Below are 15,023 nucleotides of genomic sequence, written 5' to 3' on the forward strand. Positions count from 1 at the left end.
CGAAGCCGAATGTGTCAGGGTCCGATCGTGCCATGCGACGCTGACAGTTAGGGTCACAGGCGGCTGAAGACCGGTACGTACTAGGAGAGGTCACAGGGGATGCTCAGGCTGGGCAGGCGTGAATTCGACACGCACGAGCCGGTGATCATGGCGATCGTGAACCGGACCCCGGACTCCTTCTACGACCAAGGGGCCACGTTTCGCGACGAGCCCGCCCTCGCGCGCGTGGAGCAGGCGGTGGCCGAGGGCGCGGCCATCATCGACATCGGCGGGGTCAAGGCCGGCCCCGGCGAGGAAGTCACCGCCGATGAGGAAGCGCGGCGCACGGTCGGGTTCGTGGCCGAGGTGCGGCGGCGGTTCCCTGACGTGATCATCAGCGTCGACACCTGGCGGCACGAGGTCGGCGAGGCCGTCTGCGAGGTCGGCGCGGATCTCCTCAACGACGCGTGGGGCGGCGTCGATCCCCGGCTCGCGGAGGTCGCCGCGCGGTACGGGGTCGGGCTGGTGTGTACCCACGCCGGTGGCGCGGAGCCGCGTACCCGGCCGCACCGGGTGGCCTACGACGACGTCATGGGCGACATCCTGCGTGTGACCCTGGGGCTTGCCGAGCGGGCGGTGGCGCTGGGCGTTCCTCGGGAGTCCGTTCTGATCGATCCCGGGCATGACTTCGGGAAGAACACGCGGCACAGTCTGGAGGCGACTCGGCGGCTCGGGGAGATGGTCTCCACGGGGTGGCCGGTGTTGGTGTCGCTGTCCAACAAGGACTTTGTGGGGGAGACGCTCGACAAGCCCGTCAAGGAGCGGGTGGTCGGGACGCTGGCGACGACCGCCGTGTCCGCGTGGCTGGGTGCGCAGGTGTATCGGGTGCACGAAGTCGCGGAGACGCGGCAGGTGTTGGACATGGTGGCGTCCATTGCGGGGCATCGGCCTCCGGCAGTGGGCAGGCGGGGGCTGGCGTAGGTTTTTTCGCCCCCGCCGCCCCTACCCGTCCCATCCCTGGGGGCTGCGCCCCCAGACCCCCGCCATCGGCCTGGACGGCCTCGTCCTCAAACGCCGGACGGGCTGGATGGTGCCGGCCTGCGCTCAAAAGTCACAAACCGAAAGCGACCGGAGTTACCGTCCCGCTTCTTTCGACACCAGTGCTACCGCCTCGTCCACGTCGTCCGTGACGTGGAACAGCAGCAGGTCCTTCTCCGACGCCTTGCCCTGGGCGATCAGTGTGTTCTTGAGCCAGTCGACCAGGCCGCCCCAGTACTCGCTTCCGAAGAGGACGATCGGGAAGCGGGTGACCTTCTGGGTCTGGACCAGGGTGAGGGCCTCGAAGAGTTCGTCGAGGGTGCCGAGGCCGCCGGGGAGGACCACGAAGCCCTGGGCGTACTTGACGAACATCATCTTGCGGACGAAGAAGTAACGGAAGTTCAGCCCGATGTCGACGTACGCGTTGAGGCCCTGTTCGAAGGGCAACTCGATGCCGAGGCCGACGGAGATGCCCTTGGCCTCCAGAGCGCCCTTGTTGGCCGCCTCCATGGCGCCGGGGCCGCCGCCGGTGATCACGGCCCAGCCGGCCTCCACGAGGGCGCGTCCGAGGCGTACGCCCGCTTCGTACTCCGGGGAGTCCGGCTTGGTGCGGGCCGAGCCGAACACGCTGATCGCGGGCGGCAGTTCGGCCAGGGTGCCGAAGCCCTCGATGAACTCCGACTGGATCCGCAGGACGCGCCACGGGTCGGTGTGGACCCAGTCCGAGGGGCCGCCCGCGTCCAGGAGGCGCTGGTCGGTCGTGCTCGCGGTCACCTGGCCGCGCCGCCGGAGGACCGGTCCCAGGCGCTGCTCCTCCGGTGGCTGCTGCTTGCCCTCGGGGTTGCCTGTAGCCATGTGCGCTCCCTCCACTTGCAGGTGTTTCCACCTCAGCGTAGGTCTACGCGGGTTACAGCGGGGGGACGTACGGATGTCAGCCCGTCAGCCAGTCCACGAGGCGCCGTTCGGCCTCGGGGATCAGGGCCGCCTCGACCCGCTCGTCGACCTTGTGGGCGAGGAGTTGGGCGCCGGGGCCGTAGTTCACCGCGGGCACGCCGAGCGCGCTGAAGCGGGCCACGTCGGTCCAGCCGAACTTGGGGCGGGCCTCGCCGCCGACGGCCGCCATGAAGGCAGCGGCGGCCGGGTGGGTCAGGCCGGGGCGGGCGCCGCCGGTGTGGTCGTCGACGATGAACTCGTCGACCCCGCAGTCGGCGAAGTAGTCGCGTACGAAGGCCTCCGCCTCCTCCTCGCTGCGGTCGGGCGCATAGCGGAAGTTGACAACCAGGGTGCACGCGTCGGGGATGACGTTGGTGGCCACGCCCCCTTCGACGCGCACCGCGTTGAGGCCCTCGTGGAACTGGAGGCCGTCGACGACCGGGGTGCGCGGCTCGTACGCGGCGAGCTTGGCCAGCGCCTTTGAGGCCGCGTGGATCGCGTTGGAGCCCATCCACGCGCGCGCGGAGTGCGCTCGTTCACCCTTGAACTTCAGGAACACCCGGAGCGTGCCCTGGCAGCCGCCCTCGACCTGACCGTCCGTCGGCTCCAGGAGGACCGCGAAGTCGCCCTCCAGCCAGTCGGGATGGGCCTCGGAGACGTGCTTGAGGCCGTTGAGGTGGGCGGCGACCTCCTCGTTGTCGTAGAAGACGAACGTCAGGTCGCGGTTGGGGGTCAACACCGTTGCCGCGATGCGGAGTTGGACCGCGACGCCGGACTTCATGTCGCAGGTGCCGCAGCCCCACAGGACGCCGTTCTCGTCGAGGCGCGAGGGGACGTTGTCGGCGATCGGGACGGTGTCGATGTGGCCGGCCAGGACGACGCGTTCCGTACGGCCGAGGTTCGTGCGGGCGACGACGTTGTTGCCGTACCGGTCGACCGTGAGGTGCGGCAGGGCGCGCAGGGCGGTCTCGATCGCGTCGGCGAGGGGCTTCTCGGTGCCGCTCTCCGAGGGGAAGTCGACGAGCTGCGCGGTGAGCCGTGCGGCGTCCAGTGTGAGGTCAAGTGCGGTGTCGGCCATGGCGTCGACCCTAACCCGAAGGGTCTCTCCACCGTTTGTCCACACCCGGCGCAGCGGTAACAGGAGCCTCCGCTACCTTGTGGGGATGCTCCAGTCCCCCACCCCCAAGAAGCGTCGCCGCGGCCGCCTCTTCCGGTTCTCCTCGGCGTTCGTGGTGCTGCTCGCGGTCGCGGGCTATCTCGTCGTCCAGTACGTCACCGGTGGCCGGGGCGGGCCCGGTTGCAAGGTGGTCTCCGGGAAGGACGACGGCCAGGCCTACGAGTTCTCGCAGGAGCAGACGATGAACGCGGCCACGATCGCCGCCGTCGGCACCGGGCGCGGGATGCCGGAGCGGGCCGTGACGATCGCCCTCGCGACCGCCCTCCAGGAGTCGCAGCTGGTCAACATCCAGCACGGCGACCTGGATTCGCTCGGCCTGTTCCAGCAGCGGCCCTCCCAGGGATGGGGCACGAAGAAGGAGATCCTGGACCCGACGTACGCGGCGGGCGTCTTCTACGAGCACCTCGCCAAGGTGAACGACTATCAGCAGCTCCCCCTCACCGTCGCCGCGCAGCGCGTGCAGCGCAGCGGCTACCCGGAGGCGTACGCCAAGCACGAGCCCGAGGCCACGCTGCTGTCCGCCGCCCTCACCGGGCAGGCGGCCGCCACGCTGACCTGCCAGGGCCTCCCGGACAGCACCCAGGCGGCCGTCGGTCCGGACGCCGTACGGGCCGCGCTGGTACGGGACTTCGGGCGCACGGTGCTGAAGGAGACGGGCGCGGAGGTGACCAGTGACTCGTCGTCCAAGGCCAAGGCCAAGGCCAAGTCGACGCCGTCCCCCAGCGCGAGTGCGAGCGGCGGGAGCAGCACCGTGACCCTGCCGGTGCGGTCCGGCAGCACGCGGACCGGGTGGCAGCTCGCGCACTGGGCGGTCGCCAACTCCTCGGTGCTGCACATCGAGCGGGTGTCGTACGCCGGTCGCGAGTGGGCCGCCGGCAGCGCGGACGACCCGTGGCACTCGACCTCGGCGAAGGCCTCCGGCGGGGTGCGGATAGTGACCTCGCGGCAGACCGGGCAGTAGTACGGATCTTCACCCGTAGGGGTCATGCGCAGCCGATCCCGACCCGGGTGGGCTCAGGTTTTCGCGCAGTCACCCCCGCTTGCGCCGGAGTCCTTGAAAACAAAGGGCTGTGAGCGTTTGGCGGGCTTTCACACCCGGCGCTCTTTGTCCGTTTTTATCCGTAGCTGATAATGCGACGCATTGCCAACTCTTTACGTTGCCGCTCCGCAACCTTCGCGCGCTTCGAGCGGTAGTCACTGCGTCCGAGCCCGGAGATCAACACAAGGAGCATCATGTCCCTCCCCCTGACCCGCCGGATCGCCCGTGCCGCGCTGCTCGTCGCAGCGGGAGCGGCAGCCGGGGTCGGTGCGGCCGGCTCCGCCAGTGCGGCCCCCTCCCTGCCGGCCACCCCGAACCTGGGCGCGTTGACCGCCCTGGACGGGGCGAGCGTCGGCAACACGGTCGACGGCGCGAGCCAGAATGTCACGGGGGTCGCCGGCAAGTCCGGTGGCCAGGCCCTGGAGAAGGCGGTGCCGGCCGCGGGCAAGACCGGTGGGAAGGTTGCCAAGACGGTGGCGCCGGCTGCGCAGCATGTTGCCGGGGATACGGCTGGGCAGGCCGGAGGCCTGCTGGGTGAGACCGCTAAGACGGCGACGTCGGGTGGCGGGTTGCCTACGGACGCCGTCACCAAGGGTGGGTTGCCCACGGCGCAGGAGCTGCCGCTGAAGGGGCTGCCGCTCGGCTAATTCGGCTGCGTTTTAGTGCGGCTGCGTTAAGGGGTCCAGGGAGTTCCCTGGACCCCTTTTTCGGTTGTTCGTCGAGTGCCAGCCGGTGGGGGCTTGTCGCGCAGTTCCCCGCGCCCCTAAAAACTTCAGCCCAGCCTCTCTACAGCTGCACGGACTCGTTCATCCGTAGCTGTCAAAGCAACCCTTACGAAGTTTTCGCCGGCCTCTCCGTAGAAGTCGCCCGGGGCTACGAGGATGCCTAGGTCGGCCAGGTGGGCGACCGTCTTCCAGCAGGACTCGTCCCTTGTTGCCCACAAGTAGAGGCTGGCCTCGCTGTGTTCGATGCGGAAGCCGTGGGCGACGAGGGCCTCCCTCAGGGCCGTGCGGCGGGTCAGGTAGCGCTCGCGTTGCTCCTGGACGTGGGTGTCGTCGGCGAGGGCTGCCACCACCGCTGCCTGCGTGGGTGCCGACGTCATCATGCCGCCGTGCTTGCGGATTTCCAGGAGGGGGGCGAGGACCTCGGGGTCGCCGGCGAGGAAGGCCGCGCGGTAACCGGCGAGGTTGGAGCGCTTGGAGAGGGAGTGGACGGCGACGATTCCGTCGTAGGAACCGCCGTTGACGTCCGGGTGGAGGACCGAGACCGGGTCGGCCTCCCAGCCCAGTTCGAGGTAGCACTCGTCGGAGAAGACGAGGATGTCGTGCTCGCGGGCCCAGGAGACGGCGCGCTTCAGTTCGTCCTTGCCGAGCACCTTGCCGGTGGGGTTCGACGGGGAGTTGAGCCAGAGGAGCTTCAGGCCCTCGGGGTTCAGCTGTGTCGGGTCGTCGTAGGTCTCGTAGTCGGCTCGGGCCAGGCGGGCGCCTACCTCGTACGTCGGGTACGCCAGGCGCGGGTACGCCACGCGGTCGCCGGGGCCCAGGCCCAGTTGGGTCGGGAGCCAGGCGACGAGTTCCTTGGAGCCGACGATCGGCAGGACGTGGCGGTGGGTCACCTCGCGGGCGCCCAGGCGGCGCTCCACCCAGCCGGTGATCGCGTCGCGCAGTGCGGGTGTGCCCCAGACCGTCGGATAGCCGGGCGAGTCGGCCGCGGCGATCAGCGCTTTCTGGATCAGGTCGGGAACCGGGTCCACCGGGGTGCCGACCGACAGGTCGACGATGCCGTCCGGGTGCGCCGCGGCCGTCTTCTTGTACGGCTCCAGCTTGTCCCAGGGGAAGGTGGGCAGGCGGTCGGTTACTGCGGACACGGTTACTCGCTCACTTTCTTCGGTACGGCAAACGCCTCGGCCCCGTAGGGCGCTGATCGGGCGTGATCAGGCCGTACGGGACCGAGGCGGCGCGCGTCTGTGCGGGCCGCTCTTACTGGTTCTGCGGCGGCAGCGCGGCGACGAACGGGTGGTCGCGCTCGATCAGGCCCAGCTTGCTGGCACCGCCCGGGGAGCCGAGCTCGTCGAAGAACTCGACGTTCGCCTTGTAGTAGTCCTTCCACTCCTCGGGAGTGTCGTCCTCGTAGAAGATCGCCTCGACCGGGCACACCGGCTCACAGGCTCCACAGTCGACGCATTCGTCCGGGTGGATGTACAAGGACCGGGAGCCCTCGTAGATGCAGTCGACCGGGCACTCCTCGATGCACGCCTTGTCCTTGACGTCGACACAAGGCTGCGCGATGACGTAGGTCACGCTGTCGTTCCTCCTCGATAGGGCGCTGGCGGGCCTCCGTAGGCTCCGCCGCCAGGCGCGCTGGAGCGCGGCGTCGTCCATGCCCGCACCTAGTATCTCCGTTCCGGGGCGTGATCCATACAGGAGGGGTGAACTGACCTGTGGAAATCTCTGCGGCGGGACGTCTTGAGGTCCGCATAACCGCTGCTGACGTGGGCAAACGGGTGTCCGTCAGGTGCTTGACAGATGCTGAAGACACGACGGAGAAGTTCACCGACACGGTGGGTGTTCTCACATCATGGGACAACGGTGTGCTGACGATCACACGGAAGGGTGGCGAGTCCGTCCGTATGTCGGAATCCTCGCTGGTCGCGGGCAAGGTCGTCCCGGCCGCCCCGGCCCGTCGGCGGGGACCCTCCGCCGGCTACCCGGAGTTGGCCCATGTCTCCGCGCGCGCGTGGCGGCCGGTGGTGAGCGAACGGCTCGGCGCGTGGGAGCTGCGCGCCGCCGCCGGATACACCCGGCGCGCCAACTCCGTGCTCCCGCTCGGCGATCCCGGCCTGCCCCTCGACGAGGCCCTGAGTGTCGTACGACGGTGGTACGGCGACCGGGGCCTGCCCGCGTACGTCCAGACCGCGACCGGCGCCGAGGGCACGCAGGAGCTGCTCTGCGCCGAGCTCGAACAGCGCGGCTGGACCCGTGAGGTCACGGCCGAGCTGTGGGTCGGGGCGCTGGCCCCCGTCGCCGACCGCGCCGACCCGTCCGGGGTCGTGCTGTCCCGGTCCGCCGACGAGGGGTGGCTGGCCCGCTATCAGCGCAAGGGGGTGAGCGAGGTGGCTCTGAAGGTGCTCGGGAGCGGGCCGTCCGTGTGGTTCGCGACCGTGCCCGGCGAGGATGCGGACTCGGCTCCCGCCGCCATCGGGCGGTGTGTCGTCGACGGGCGGTGGGCCGGATTCGGCGCGGTCGAGGTGGATCCGGCGCTACGGCGGCGGGGGCTCGCCTCGCTCGTCATGGCCGCGTTGGCCTCGCGGGCGTTGGAGGAGGGGGCTTCGGCCGCGTGGTTGCAGGTCGAGGCGGACAATGTGGGGGCGCGGGCGTTGTACTCCGGGATGGGGTTCTCCGCGCATCACGCCTATCACCACTACCGCGACCCTCGCGATGGTTCGTCGTGAGCGGGTCCGGGTCCGGGTTCGGGTTCGAGTTCGCCGCGTCTTCGCCCTGCCCTCCTTCGGCTGAACGGGCCGCCGAGGTGCGGGAGTTGTTCGCCGCGGAGGCTCGGGCCGAGCGGCCCGATCTTGCGACGTTGTGTCTGCTGGTGGGGGCCGCGGCGGACGGGGGGCTGGACGACGCCGGGATCGACTCCGTCCAGGTGGAGCTTGATGGGCTGGCCGGACAGGTGCCGTACCGTCCCGGCGGGCCCGGTGCCTGGGCCGGCGCCTTGCGTCGACTCCTGGGTGAGCGGTTCGAGTTCCGGGGTTCGCCCTCTGACTATCAGCGGCTGGAGTCCTCGTTGCTGCACGCGGTGTTGCGGCGGCGGCGTGGGTTGCCGATCTTGTTGTCCGTGGTGTGGATGGAGGTTGGGCGGCGGGCGGGAGCGCCGGTGTACGGGGTCGGGTTGCCGGGGCATTTTGTTGTGGGGTTCGGGGTGGGGGCCGGGGCTGGGGATCAGGTGTTGGTTGATCCCTTTGACGGGGGGCGGGTGTTGTCCGGGGGTGATGCGGAGTTGTTGGTGGGGGCGACTTTGCGGCCTTCCATGCTGGAGCCGGCTGATCCCCTTGATGTGGTGGTGCGGGTTCTCAACAACATTCGGGCGTGGGCGGCGGCGAGGCCTGAGCGGTCGGATGTTGCCCTGTGGGCCGTTGAGTTGGCGTTGGTGTTGCCGTCTCATTCGGCTCGGTTGCGGTATGAGCGGGCTCAACTTCTTGTGCAGCGCGGGGATTTCTTGACCGGCGCTGCTGAGTTGGATGCTTATGCCGAGGTGGTGGCTGCGGTGGATGAAGCTGCTGCGGAGCGGGTGCGGGGGCAGGCTTCATCGGCTCGGGCCATGTTGAACTGACCTTCGCCTATTCGCCGTTGGGGCTTCTGTCGGCTTGCGAGTGCGGGCTCGTCGTGGCTGGTCGCGCCCACGCGGCGGAGCCGCAAATCGATACAGCCCCGCGCCCCTAGGGAGATCGGCCTAGCCTGCGATTACAACCAACCCTTTTCCCTTGCGATTCGCACCGCCTCTGCCCTGTTCCGTACCGCCAGTTTCTGGATCGCTGTCGACAGGTAGTTCCGGACCGTGCCCTGCGACAAATGCAGCGCCTTCGCGAGCTCGGCGTTTGTCGAACCGTCCGCCGCCGCCCGCAGCACCTCGCGCTCGCGGTCGGTCAAAGGGTTGGCGCCCTCCGCCAGGGCCGCCGCAGCCAAGGTCGGGTCGATGACCCGCTCCCCCGCGAGTACCTTCCGTACCGCTGACGCCAGTTGGGCCGCCGGTGCGTCCTTTACGAGGAAGGCGTCCGCTCCCGCCTCCATCGCGCTGCGGAGGTAGCCGGGGCGGCCGAAGGTCGTGAGGACGACCAGTTTCACCGCCGGGAGCGCCTTGTGGACCTGGGCCGCCGCCTCGATGCCCGTGCAACCCGGCATTTCGATGTCGAGGAGGGCCACGTCCACGGCGTGCTCCCGTGCTGCCGTCAACACCTCGTCGCCGCGCGCGACTTGGGCGACGACCTCGATGTCGTCCTCCAGGCCGAGCAGTGCGGCCAGTGCCTCGCGGACCATCGACTGGTCCTCGGCGAGGAGGACCTTGATCGTACGGCTCATGCGGGGGATCCTACGTCCGTCACGGCGGCCGGGGCGTCGGCGGGCACCCGTGCCACCAGCCGGAAGCCGTGTTTGAGGCGGGTCGTCTCCAGGGAGCCGCCGGTCTTCTCCAGGCGCTCGGTGAGGCCGGTCAGACCGTTGCCGGGGCCTTTGCCGGAGCCGCCCGAGCCGCCCGAGCCGTTGTCCTCGACGGAGAGTTCCAGCATCGGGCCGTCCAGGGTCTGGCGTCGGACCAGTTCGACCACGCAGCGCTGGGCGCCGCTGTGCCGGACTACGTTCGTGATCGCCTCGCGCAGGGCCCAGGCCAGGGCCGACTCGTTCTCCTTCGACAGGGCCTTCAGGTCCGGTTCGACTGGGAGGTCCGCGATCACTCCCGCCGCCGTCAACGCGACCTGCGCGCCCGCCAGTTCGCCGGCCAGGCGGGGGCGGCGGTAGCCGGTGACCGCCTCGCGGACGTCCACCAGGGCCTGGCGGCTGACCTGTTCGATGTCGGCGACCTGCTGGGCCGCCTTGTCGGGGTGGCCGGGGAGCATCCGGCCCGCGAGTTCGCTCTTCAGCGTGATCAGGGAGAGGGAGTGGCCCAGGAGGTCGTGCAGGTCTCTCGCCAGCCTCAACCTCTCCTCGTTCGCCGCCAGTTGGGCCACCGTGGCGCGCGCCTTGCGCAACTCGACCGTCGTGCGCACCAGTTGCCGTACTCCCGTCATGGAGTAGCCCACCAGCAGGACGATCAGGAACAGGCCCCAGGCGTCGTCCAGGTCGTCCACGTACCAGCCCGCGAGCATCATCGCGGCCGTCGTCAGCGGGATCGTCCAGTACGCGGCCAGCAGCGGGAGGGTCACCCCGCAGGTGACGGAGACGTAGACGAAGAGGCCGAGCCAGGCGTGGCCGAGGGAGCAGGTCAGGGCGACCGCCAGGACCCACAGCACGGCGACCATGGCGCCGACCAGCCAGCCGGAGTACGGGCGGCCCATGGTGCGGAAGACGACCGCCAGGTAGATCGCGGTGAAGGCCACCAGGCCCACCCAGCCGGCCGTCGTGGCCGCGGTGGTGTGGTGGTGGGCCGTGAGGTCCTGGACGGGTGCGCCCAGGAAGACCAGCCAGGGCAGGATCCACACCAGCTTGCGCAGCATCTCGCCCCGGTCGCGGGGCGGCTGTCCGATCCGGATCAGCCGCTCCACCCTGGCCTTCTCCGGCAGCGGGTCCTCGGTCATCGCGCTCACGCCTTCAGCGTGTCCTTCCGGTACAGCCAGGCCGCCCCGCCCGCGAACAGGGCGAAGTAGACGACGAGGAGGGTGACGTCCTTGGCGTGCGGCGACCGGCTCTGCTCGATCGCCTGGCCGAGGGCAGCGTACGCGTGCGTGGGCAGCCATTTCGCGATGGACTGGAGCCAGTCGGGGAACGTCGTCGCGGGCATCCACAGGCCGCCCAGCATCGACAGTCCGAAGTACGTGATCATCGTGATCGGGCGGACCGCGTCCCCGCTCGCCATGTACCCGATGGCCACCCCGAGCGCCGCGAAGACCAGGCTCCCGGCCCAGATCGCGCCGGTCAGCGCGAGCCACTGCCAGGCGTCCAGCCGTACGTCCTTCACGGTCGCGGCGACGATGAAGACGACGATGATGGAGGGCAGGCTGACCACGGCGGCGCTGGCCGTCTTCGCGATCACATAGCCGCGCCCGGGCAGTGTGGTGAGCCTCAACTGCCGTACCCAGCCGCTCTCCCGCTCCTTCGCGATGCGCTCGCTGTTGCCCATCAGGACGGCGGTCAGGGCGCCGAAGGACGCCATCGAGACCATCATGTAGGTCGCGACCGTCAGGCCCGTGCCGTCGATCTTGTCCGTGCCGCCCGCGCTGCCCGCGATCAGCAGGAACAGGGCCGAGGGGTAGATCACCGAGAAGAACAGGAACTTGCGGTTGCGCAGGGCGCGGGTGAGTTCCAGTTTGATCAGGCTGTTCATGACTGCTTGGCCTCCTCGGCGGCGGTGATGGCGACGAAGGCCTGCTCCAGGCCGAGCCCGGCGACTTCGAGGTTGCGGGGGTAGACGCCCAGGCCGTAGAGCGCGTGGACGGTCGCGTCCGCGTCGGTGGACTGGATGCGGATCGTGGAGCCGCTTATGTCGATCGACGTCAGGAACGGGAGGGACCTCAGCGGCGCCTCGTCGATCTCGCCCTCCAGGTCGAAGGCGACCTTGCGGGCGCCCGCCTTCGCCTTGATCTCGGCGGCGGTGCCGTCCGCGAGGAGCCGGCCTCGGTGCAGGACCAGGACGCGGTCCGCGATGGCGTCGGCCTCTTCGAGGTAGTGGGTGGCGAAGAGGACCGTACGGCCCTGGTCGGCCTGTTCGCGCATGGTCGCCCAGAAGGCCTGGCGGGCGGTGACGTCCATGCCGGTGGTCGGCTCGTCGAGGACGATCAGGTCGCTGTCGCCCGCGGTCGCGAGGGCGAAGCGGACGCGCTGGGCCTGGCCGCCGGAGAGCTTGTTGACCTTGCGGTCGGCGATCTGCGCGATGCCCGCGCGGGCGATCACGTCGGCGACCTTGTACGGCTTGGGGTGCAAGTCGCAGGCCAGCCTGACCAGTTCACCGACGGTGACCTCGTCCATCAGGCCGCCGCTCTGGAGCATCGCGCCCACCCGCCCGGCGACGATGGCCTCGCGCGGACTCGTCCCGAAGACGCTGACCGTGCCGCGGTCGGCCTGCTTGAGGCCGAGCAGCAGGTCCAGGGTGGTCGACTTGCCGGCCCCGTTCGGACCCAGCAGGGCCACCGTCTCCCCCGGGTGCAGCACGAGCGACAGCCCGTCCACGGCCCGGACCTCGCCGTAGCTCTTGCTCACCTGATCGAACCCGACCACCGGGTTGCCGGTGGTCGCCGCTGTTGTCGTCATGGCAACCATCCTGGCCGCCGGGGGCCACCGCCCGGCAGTGTCGGCGGTCCGGTGTGCCGCATGACAGATGTCATGGGCGGGGGGCGGATGTCGCACCACAGTCAGTCGTACGACGAGGGGGCACCCGGCGCTGTGCCGGGTGCCCCCTCGTCGTACGACTGACTGTGCGGTTAGTTGGGGGTCGTGTCGATGATCCCCACCCGGTCGGTCTTGCTCACCAGGGCCTTGCGCAGGGCGAGGTAGACGTCCTCGGGTGTGACGGCGGTCTTCTGGCCGCTCGCCCGGGTGATCTGGACGCTGTCGAAGGTGCTGCCGTAGAGCGTCTTGAGGGCGGTCAGGTCGGGGCTGTCGGTGAGCTTGCCGCCCACGGCCTTCACCTTGAGGAACTTCCACAGGGAGTTCTTCGGGCTCAGCTGCAGGGTGACCCCGGTGTCCGTCTTGACCGTGACGAGGTCGGACATCGCGGGCTGCGCGAAGGCCTTCATCTCGCGGTCGACCTCGGCGTTCGAGACCGTCGGCTGCTTGGTGGTCGTCGGGACGGTCACCGCGGTCGCCGTGCCGGTCTCCACCTCGGTGCGGTACGCCTCCTCGACGGCCCCGGTCGAGGCGGACGCGTCGATGGCCTTGCCCGCCTTGCCGTAGACGGCGACCGCCTTGCCGGACGTGAACTGGATCGTGCCCTCGGTCACCGCGCCGGAGCCGGAGCCGCCGCCGAGGTCCGCGAGGGCCGCCTGGAGCTTCTCCTCGTCGATCGGCATGACCGGGGCGACGACCCGGTGCTGGCCGAAGAGCGAGCCGATCACGGAGACCGGGTTGTAGTCGCTGGTGGCGGCCGCGCTGACGGTGGCCGTGGTGTCGAACTGCAGCCCCGCCTGGTCCGGCTTGAGCGAGACCGTCTTTCCGCCGACCGACAGCTTCAGCGGCTTGTTCACGCGGTCGCCGAACGCGTCGTCGAGCTTCTTGACGGCGTCGTCACGGGTGCCGCCGCCGATGTCGACGCCGAGCACGGTGGTGCCCTTGGGCACGTCGGTGTGGTTCATCAGCAGGCCCGCGCAGTAGGCGCCGCCGCCGATGACGATCACGCCGACGCAGAGCAGGACCAGCTTGCTGCGGCCCTTCTTCTTTTTCTTCGCGCTCTTGCCGGAGTTCTTGGCGGCGACGGGCGCACTCTGTGCCGAGCCGGGGTCGGGCAGCTTCGGGGGCGTGTGCGGGAGCGGTCCGTCGGGGTGGGTGCCGGTGCCGAACGGCGCGTTGCCCGCGCCCGGGATGACCGGCATACCGCTGGTGACGGTGTGTCCGGAGACCTGGTCGGCGGGGGCGCCGTACCCGGGGCCACCGGGTTCGGGGGCCGGCTTCTGCGGGGTGAGGATCGCGGTGTCGTCGCTGAGCCCACCGCCGGGGATCATGCCCCCGGGGAGACTCGCGCCGCCCGGACCCATACCGGGACCGCCAGGGCCCATACCCGGGCCACCGGGACCGCCGGGCCCCACGCCAAGACCGTTGGAGCCCGCGCCGGGACCACCGGGACCTGCGCCAGGACCGCCGGGCCCCCTGCCGTGACGGCCGGAGGGCGCACCCGGGGTGCCGGGGCCGCCAGGGCCTCCGGGACCGCCGGTGCCGTTCGGGCCGCCGGGTCCGGGACCGTCCGCGTAGCCGCTCAGCGCGCTGGGCGCACCCGGGGCTCCGCCCATGGGGCCGCCGGGCGGGAGCATCAGGCCGTTGCCGGTGACCGGACCGCCGGTCGGGCCAGCGGGACCCTCGGGACCGCCCTGGCCACCGCGCCCGTTCGGGCCGTTGAAACCGCTGGGTCCACCCGGACCACCGGGACCGCCCGGGCCCATGCCCTGGCCGCTCGGCCCGGGGAACTGTTCGGCTCGCCCGCCGGGACCGTTGCCCCCGGGGAAACCGCCCGGCTCACCCTGGCCGTTGGGCTCGGGGTAACCGCCTTGGCCGCCCTGCCCGTTGGGGCCGGGGTAACCGCCCTGCTGCCCGTTGTCCGAGAAGTACGGCAGGGTGTCGCGGCGCGGTTCGCCGGGACCGCCACCGTTGGGACCAGCGTTCGGTCCGCCGCCGTTCGGGCGCGACCCATTACCGGCCGCCAGTGCTTCCGTCACGTCGAAGGAACCGGTGCCGCCACCGTGCCCGGGGGCGACGGGTCCGGCTCCGGTGGCGCCGCCGATTCCGGCGCCGTTCGTGCCGCCGTTCGCGGCGGCCTGGCGGGCGGCGCCCGTCACGCTCATGCCGCCGACCACACCGCCGGGGCGGCCGGGGCTCGGCCTGCCCGGACCGGGCGCACCGGGCGCACCGGCAGCGGGCGCACTCGGGGTACCGGCGGCCGAACCACCCGGAATTCCCGCGCCGTTGGTGCCGCCACCGCCCTGACCGCCCTTCGCGGGGCCGGACTTGCGGGGTGCGAACCAGTCGCTGGTCTTCTCCTCGGCGCCGGGCAGCGCGAGTTCGCCGGTCGGCTCGACAACGCCGCGCGTGGGCAGCGCGGAACTCGGCAGCTGCACCTCGGCGGTCGTGGAGCCGTCGCCGGACTCGGTGTCCGCGACGGGCGTGCGCACGACGACAGGCGGAATCGGCCGCGAACCGGGGATGTTGATCCGGATCCGGGTCGTCAGCGTCGTCTCGGTCTTGCGTTCCTCCGGCTGCGCGGCCGAACGCCCCGCATCCGTACGGTCGTCGGAAGCCGCGGGCGTCCCGTACGGCGGGGTCCCCGAGGGGTAAGCGGCTCCGCCGCGCCCGTCGGGCCCGGAGGACGGAGTGTCAGTTTCACGACTCAAGGCAGGTTCTCCCGGTTGGCTCCGCCGCCCGACACCCACGGGCGACTCGGCGGCGCGCACCACCATACTGGCCACTTCTTGGCGGTATCCCACGGCCGCTGGGGAAACCC

14 protein-coding genes are annotated in these 15,023 nt (G+C 70.6%); 5 read left to right on the forward strand and 9 right to left on the reverse strand.

Features of this window, described 5'->3' with window-relative positions; translation table 11 throughout:
• The first annotated feature begins 99 nt into the window (after window positions 1-99).
• Window positions 100-960, forward strand: a complete 861-nt coding sequence (gene folP, locus ACIBK4_RS04105) for a dihydropteroate synthase (RefSeq protein ID WP_398991864.1) — start codon at window positions 100-102, stop codon at window positions 958-960.
• 153 nt (window positions 961-1,113) lie between these two features.
• Here the strand turns inward: folP and ACIBK4_RS04110 are convergent, their stop codons facing one another.
• Both ACIBK4_RS04110 and dapE read right to left on the reverse strand, forming a co-directional pair.
• On the reverse strand, window positions 1,114-1,872 hold the full coding sequence (locus ACIBK4_RS04110) for a TIGR00730 family Rossman fold protein (protein ID WP_318018671.1): 759 nt from the start codon (window positions 1,870-1,872) through the stop codon (window positions 1,114-1,116).
• A 76-nt stretch (window positions 1,873-1,948) separates the two neighbouring features.
• The gene (gene dapE, locus ACIBK4_RS04115) at window positions 1,949-3,028 is read right to left on the reverse strand and encodes a succinyl-diaminopimelate desuccinylase (RefSeq protein WP_398991866.1); all 1,080 of its coding nucleotides are present in this window, start codon (window positions 3,026-3,028) and stop codon (window positions 1,949-1,951) included.
• Between the two features lie 85 nt (window positions 3,029-3,113).
• Between dapE and ACIBK4_RS04120 the strand changes: the two genes are divergently transcribed.
• A complete protein-coding gene (locus tag ACIBK4_RS04120) occupies window positions 3,114-4,088 on the forward strand; it encodes a heavy metal transporter (protein ID WP_398991868.1) in 975 nt (324 codons plus the stop codon).
• A 272-nt stretch (window positions 4,089-4,360) separates the two neighbouring features.
• Window positions 4,361-4,813 carry an ATP-binding protein gene (locus ACIBK4_RS04125; RefSeq protein WP_366431485.1) on the forward strand — a complete coding sequence of 151 codons (453 nt, stop codon included), beginning with the start codon at window positions 4,361-4,363 and terminating at the stop codon, window positions 4,811-4,813.
• A 125-nt stretch (window positions 4,814-4,938) separates the two neighbouring features.
• On the opposite strand, the gene ACIBK4_RS04130 is transcribed toward ACIBK4_RS04125, so the two are convergent.
• Window positions 4,939-6,033, reverse strand: a complete 1,095-nt coding sequence (locus ACIBK4_RS04130) for a bifunctional succinyldiaminopimelate transaminase/glutamate-prephenate aminotransferase (protein WP_398991870.1) — start codon at window positions 6,031-6,033, stop codon at window positions 4,939-4,941.
• 112 nt (window positions 6,034-6,145) lie between these two features.
• Window positions 6,146-6,466 carry a ferredoxin gene (fdxA, locus tag ACIBK4_RS04135; protein WP_019058397.1) on the reverse strand — a complete coding sequence of 107 codons (321 nt, stop codon included), beginning with the start codon at window positions 6,464-6,466 and terminating at the stop codon, window positions 6,146-6,148.
• Between the two features lie 140 nt (window positions 6,467-6,606).
• Between fdxA and ACIBK4_RS04140 the strand changes: the two genes are divergently transcribed.
• On the forward strand, window positions 6,607-7,617 hold the full coding sequence (locus ACIBK4_RS04140; protein WP_398991872.1) for a GNAT family N-acetyltransferase: 1,011 nt from the start codon (window positions 6,607-6,609) through the stop codon (window positions 7,615-7,617).
• Window positions 7,614-8,501 (forward strand): tetratricopeptide repeat protein, encoded by an 888-nt coding sequence (locus ACIBK4_RS04145; protein ID WP_398991874.1) that lies wholly within the window; start codon window positions 7,614-7,616, stop codon window positions 8,499-8,501. The genes ACIBK4_RS04140 and ACIBK4_RS04145 overlap by 4 nt, the downstream gene beginning before the upstream one ends.
• A gap of 131 nt (window positions 8,502-8,632) precedes the next feature.
• Here ACIBK4_RS04145 and ACIBK4_RS04150 read toward each other — a convergent pair whose 3' ends face one another.
• From ACIBK4_RS04150 to ACIBK4_RS04170, 5 genes are all read right to left on the reverse strand, one after another.
• Window positions 8,633-9,247, reverse strand: a complete 615-nt coding sequence (locus tag ACIBK4_RS04150; protein WP_398991876.1) for a response regulator — start codon at window positions 9,245-9,247, stop codon at window positions 8,633-8,635.
• Complete coding sequence (locus ACIBK4_RS04155; protein ID WP_398991878.1) at window positions 9,244-10,467, reverse strand: sensor histidine kinase; 1,224 nt, start codon at window positions 10,465-10,467, stop codon at window positions 9,244-9,246. The genes ACIBK4_RS04150 and ACIBK4_RS04155 overlap by 4 nt, the downstream gene beginning before the upstream one ends.
• Window positions 10,464-11,204 (reverse strand): ABC transporter permease, encoded by a 741-nt coding sequence (locus ACIBK4_RS04160; protein ID WP_398991880.1) that lies wholly within the window; start codon window positions 11,202-11,204, stop codon window positions 10,464-10,466. The genes ACIBK4_RS04155 and ACIBK4_RS04160 overlap by 4 nt, the downstream gene beginning before the upstream one ends.
• Window positions 11,201-12,127 carry an ABC transporter ATP-binding protein gene (locus tag ACIBK4_RS04165; RefSeq protein ID WP_398991882.1) on the reverse strand — a complete coding sequence of 309 codons (927 nt, stop codon included), beginning with the start codon at window positions 12,125-12,127 and terminating at the stop codon, window positions 11,201-11,203. The genes ACIBK4_RS04160 and ACIBK4_RS04165 overlap by 4 nt, the downstream gene beginning before the upstream one ends.
• 170 nt (window positions 12,128-12,297) lie before the next feature.
• On the reverse strand, window positions 12,298-14,913 hold the full coding sequence (locus ACIBK4_RS04170) for a hypothetical protein (RefSeq protein WP_398991884.1): 2,616 nt from the start codon (window positions 14,911-14,913) through the stop codon (window positions 12,298-12,300).
• Window positions 14,914-15,023: the final 110 nt, after the last annotated feature.

The sequence above is a fragment of the Streptomyces sp. NPDC050528 genome (assembly GCF_044457795.1).
In the GTDB taxonomy this organism is placed as follows: Bacteria; Actinomycetota; Actinomycetes; order Streptomycetales; family Streptomycetaceae; genus Streptomyces.

What these genes read in the sequence shown, in the direction of transcription:
- folP (WP_398991864.1), top strand. Translation starts at nt 100, where the DNA reads ATGCTCAGGCTGGGCAGGCGTGAATTCGACACGCACGAGCCGGTGATC.
- ACIBK4_RS04110 (WP_318018671.1), bottom strand. Translation starts at nt 1,872, where the DNA reads ATGGCTACAGGCAACCCCGAGGGCAAGCAGCAGCCACCGGAGGAGCAG.
- dapE (WP_398991866.1), bottom strand. Translation starts at nt 3,028, where the DNA reads ATGGCCGACACCGCACTTGACCTCACACTGGACGCCGCACGGCTCACC.
- ACIBK4_RS04120 (WP_398991868.1), top strand. Translation starts at nt 3,114, where the DNA reads ATGCTCCAGTCCCCCACCCCCAAGAAGCGTCGCCGCGGCCGCCTCTTC.
- ACIBK4_RS04125 (WP_366431485.1), top strand. Translation starts at nt 4,361, where the DNA reads ATGTCCCTCCCCCTGACCCGCCGGATCGCCCGTGCCGCGCTGCTCGTC.
- ACIBK4_RS04150 (WP_398991876.1), bottom strand. Translation starts at nt 9,247, where the DNA reads ATGAGCCGTACGATCAAGGTCCTCCTCGCCGAGGACCAGTCGATGGTC.
- ACIBK4_RS04160 (WP_398991880.1), bottom strand. Translation starts at nt 11,204, where the DNA reads ATGAACAGCCTGATCAAACTGGAACTCACCCGCGCCCTGCGCAACCGC.
- ACIBK4_RS04165 (WP_398991882.1), bottom strand. Translation starts at nt 12,127, where the DNA reads ATGACGACAACAGCGGCGACCACCGGCAACCCGGTGGTCGGGTTCGAT.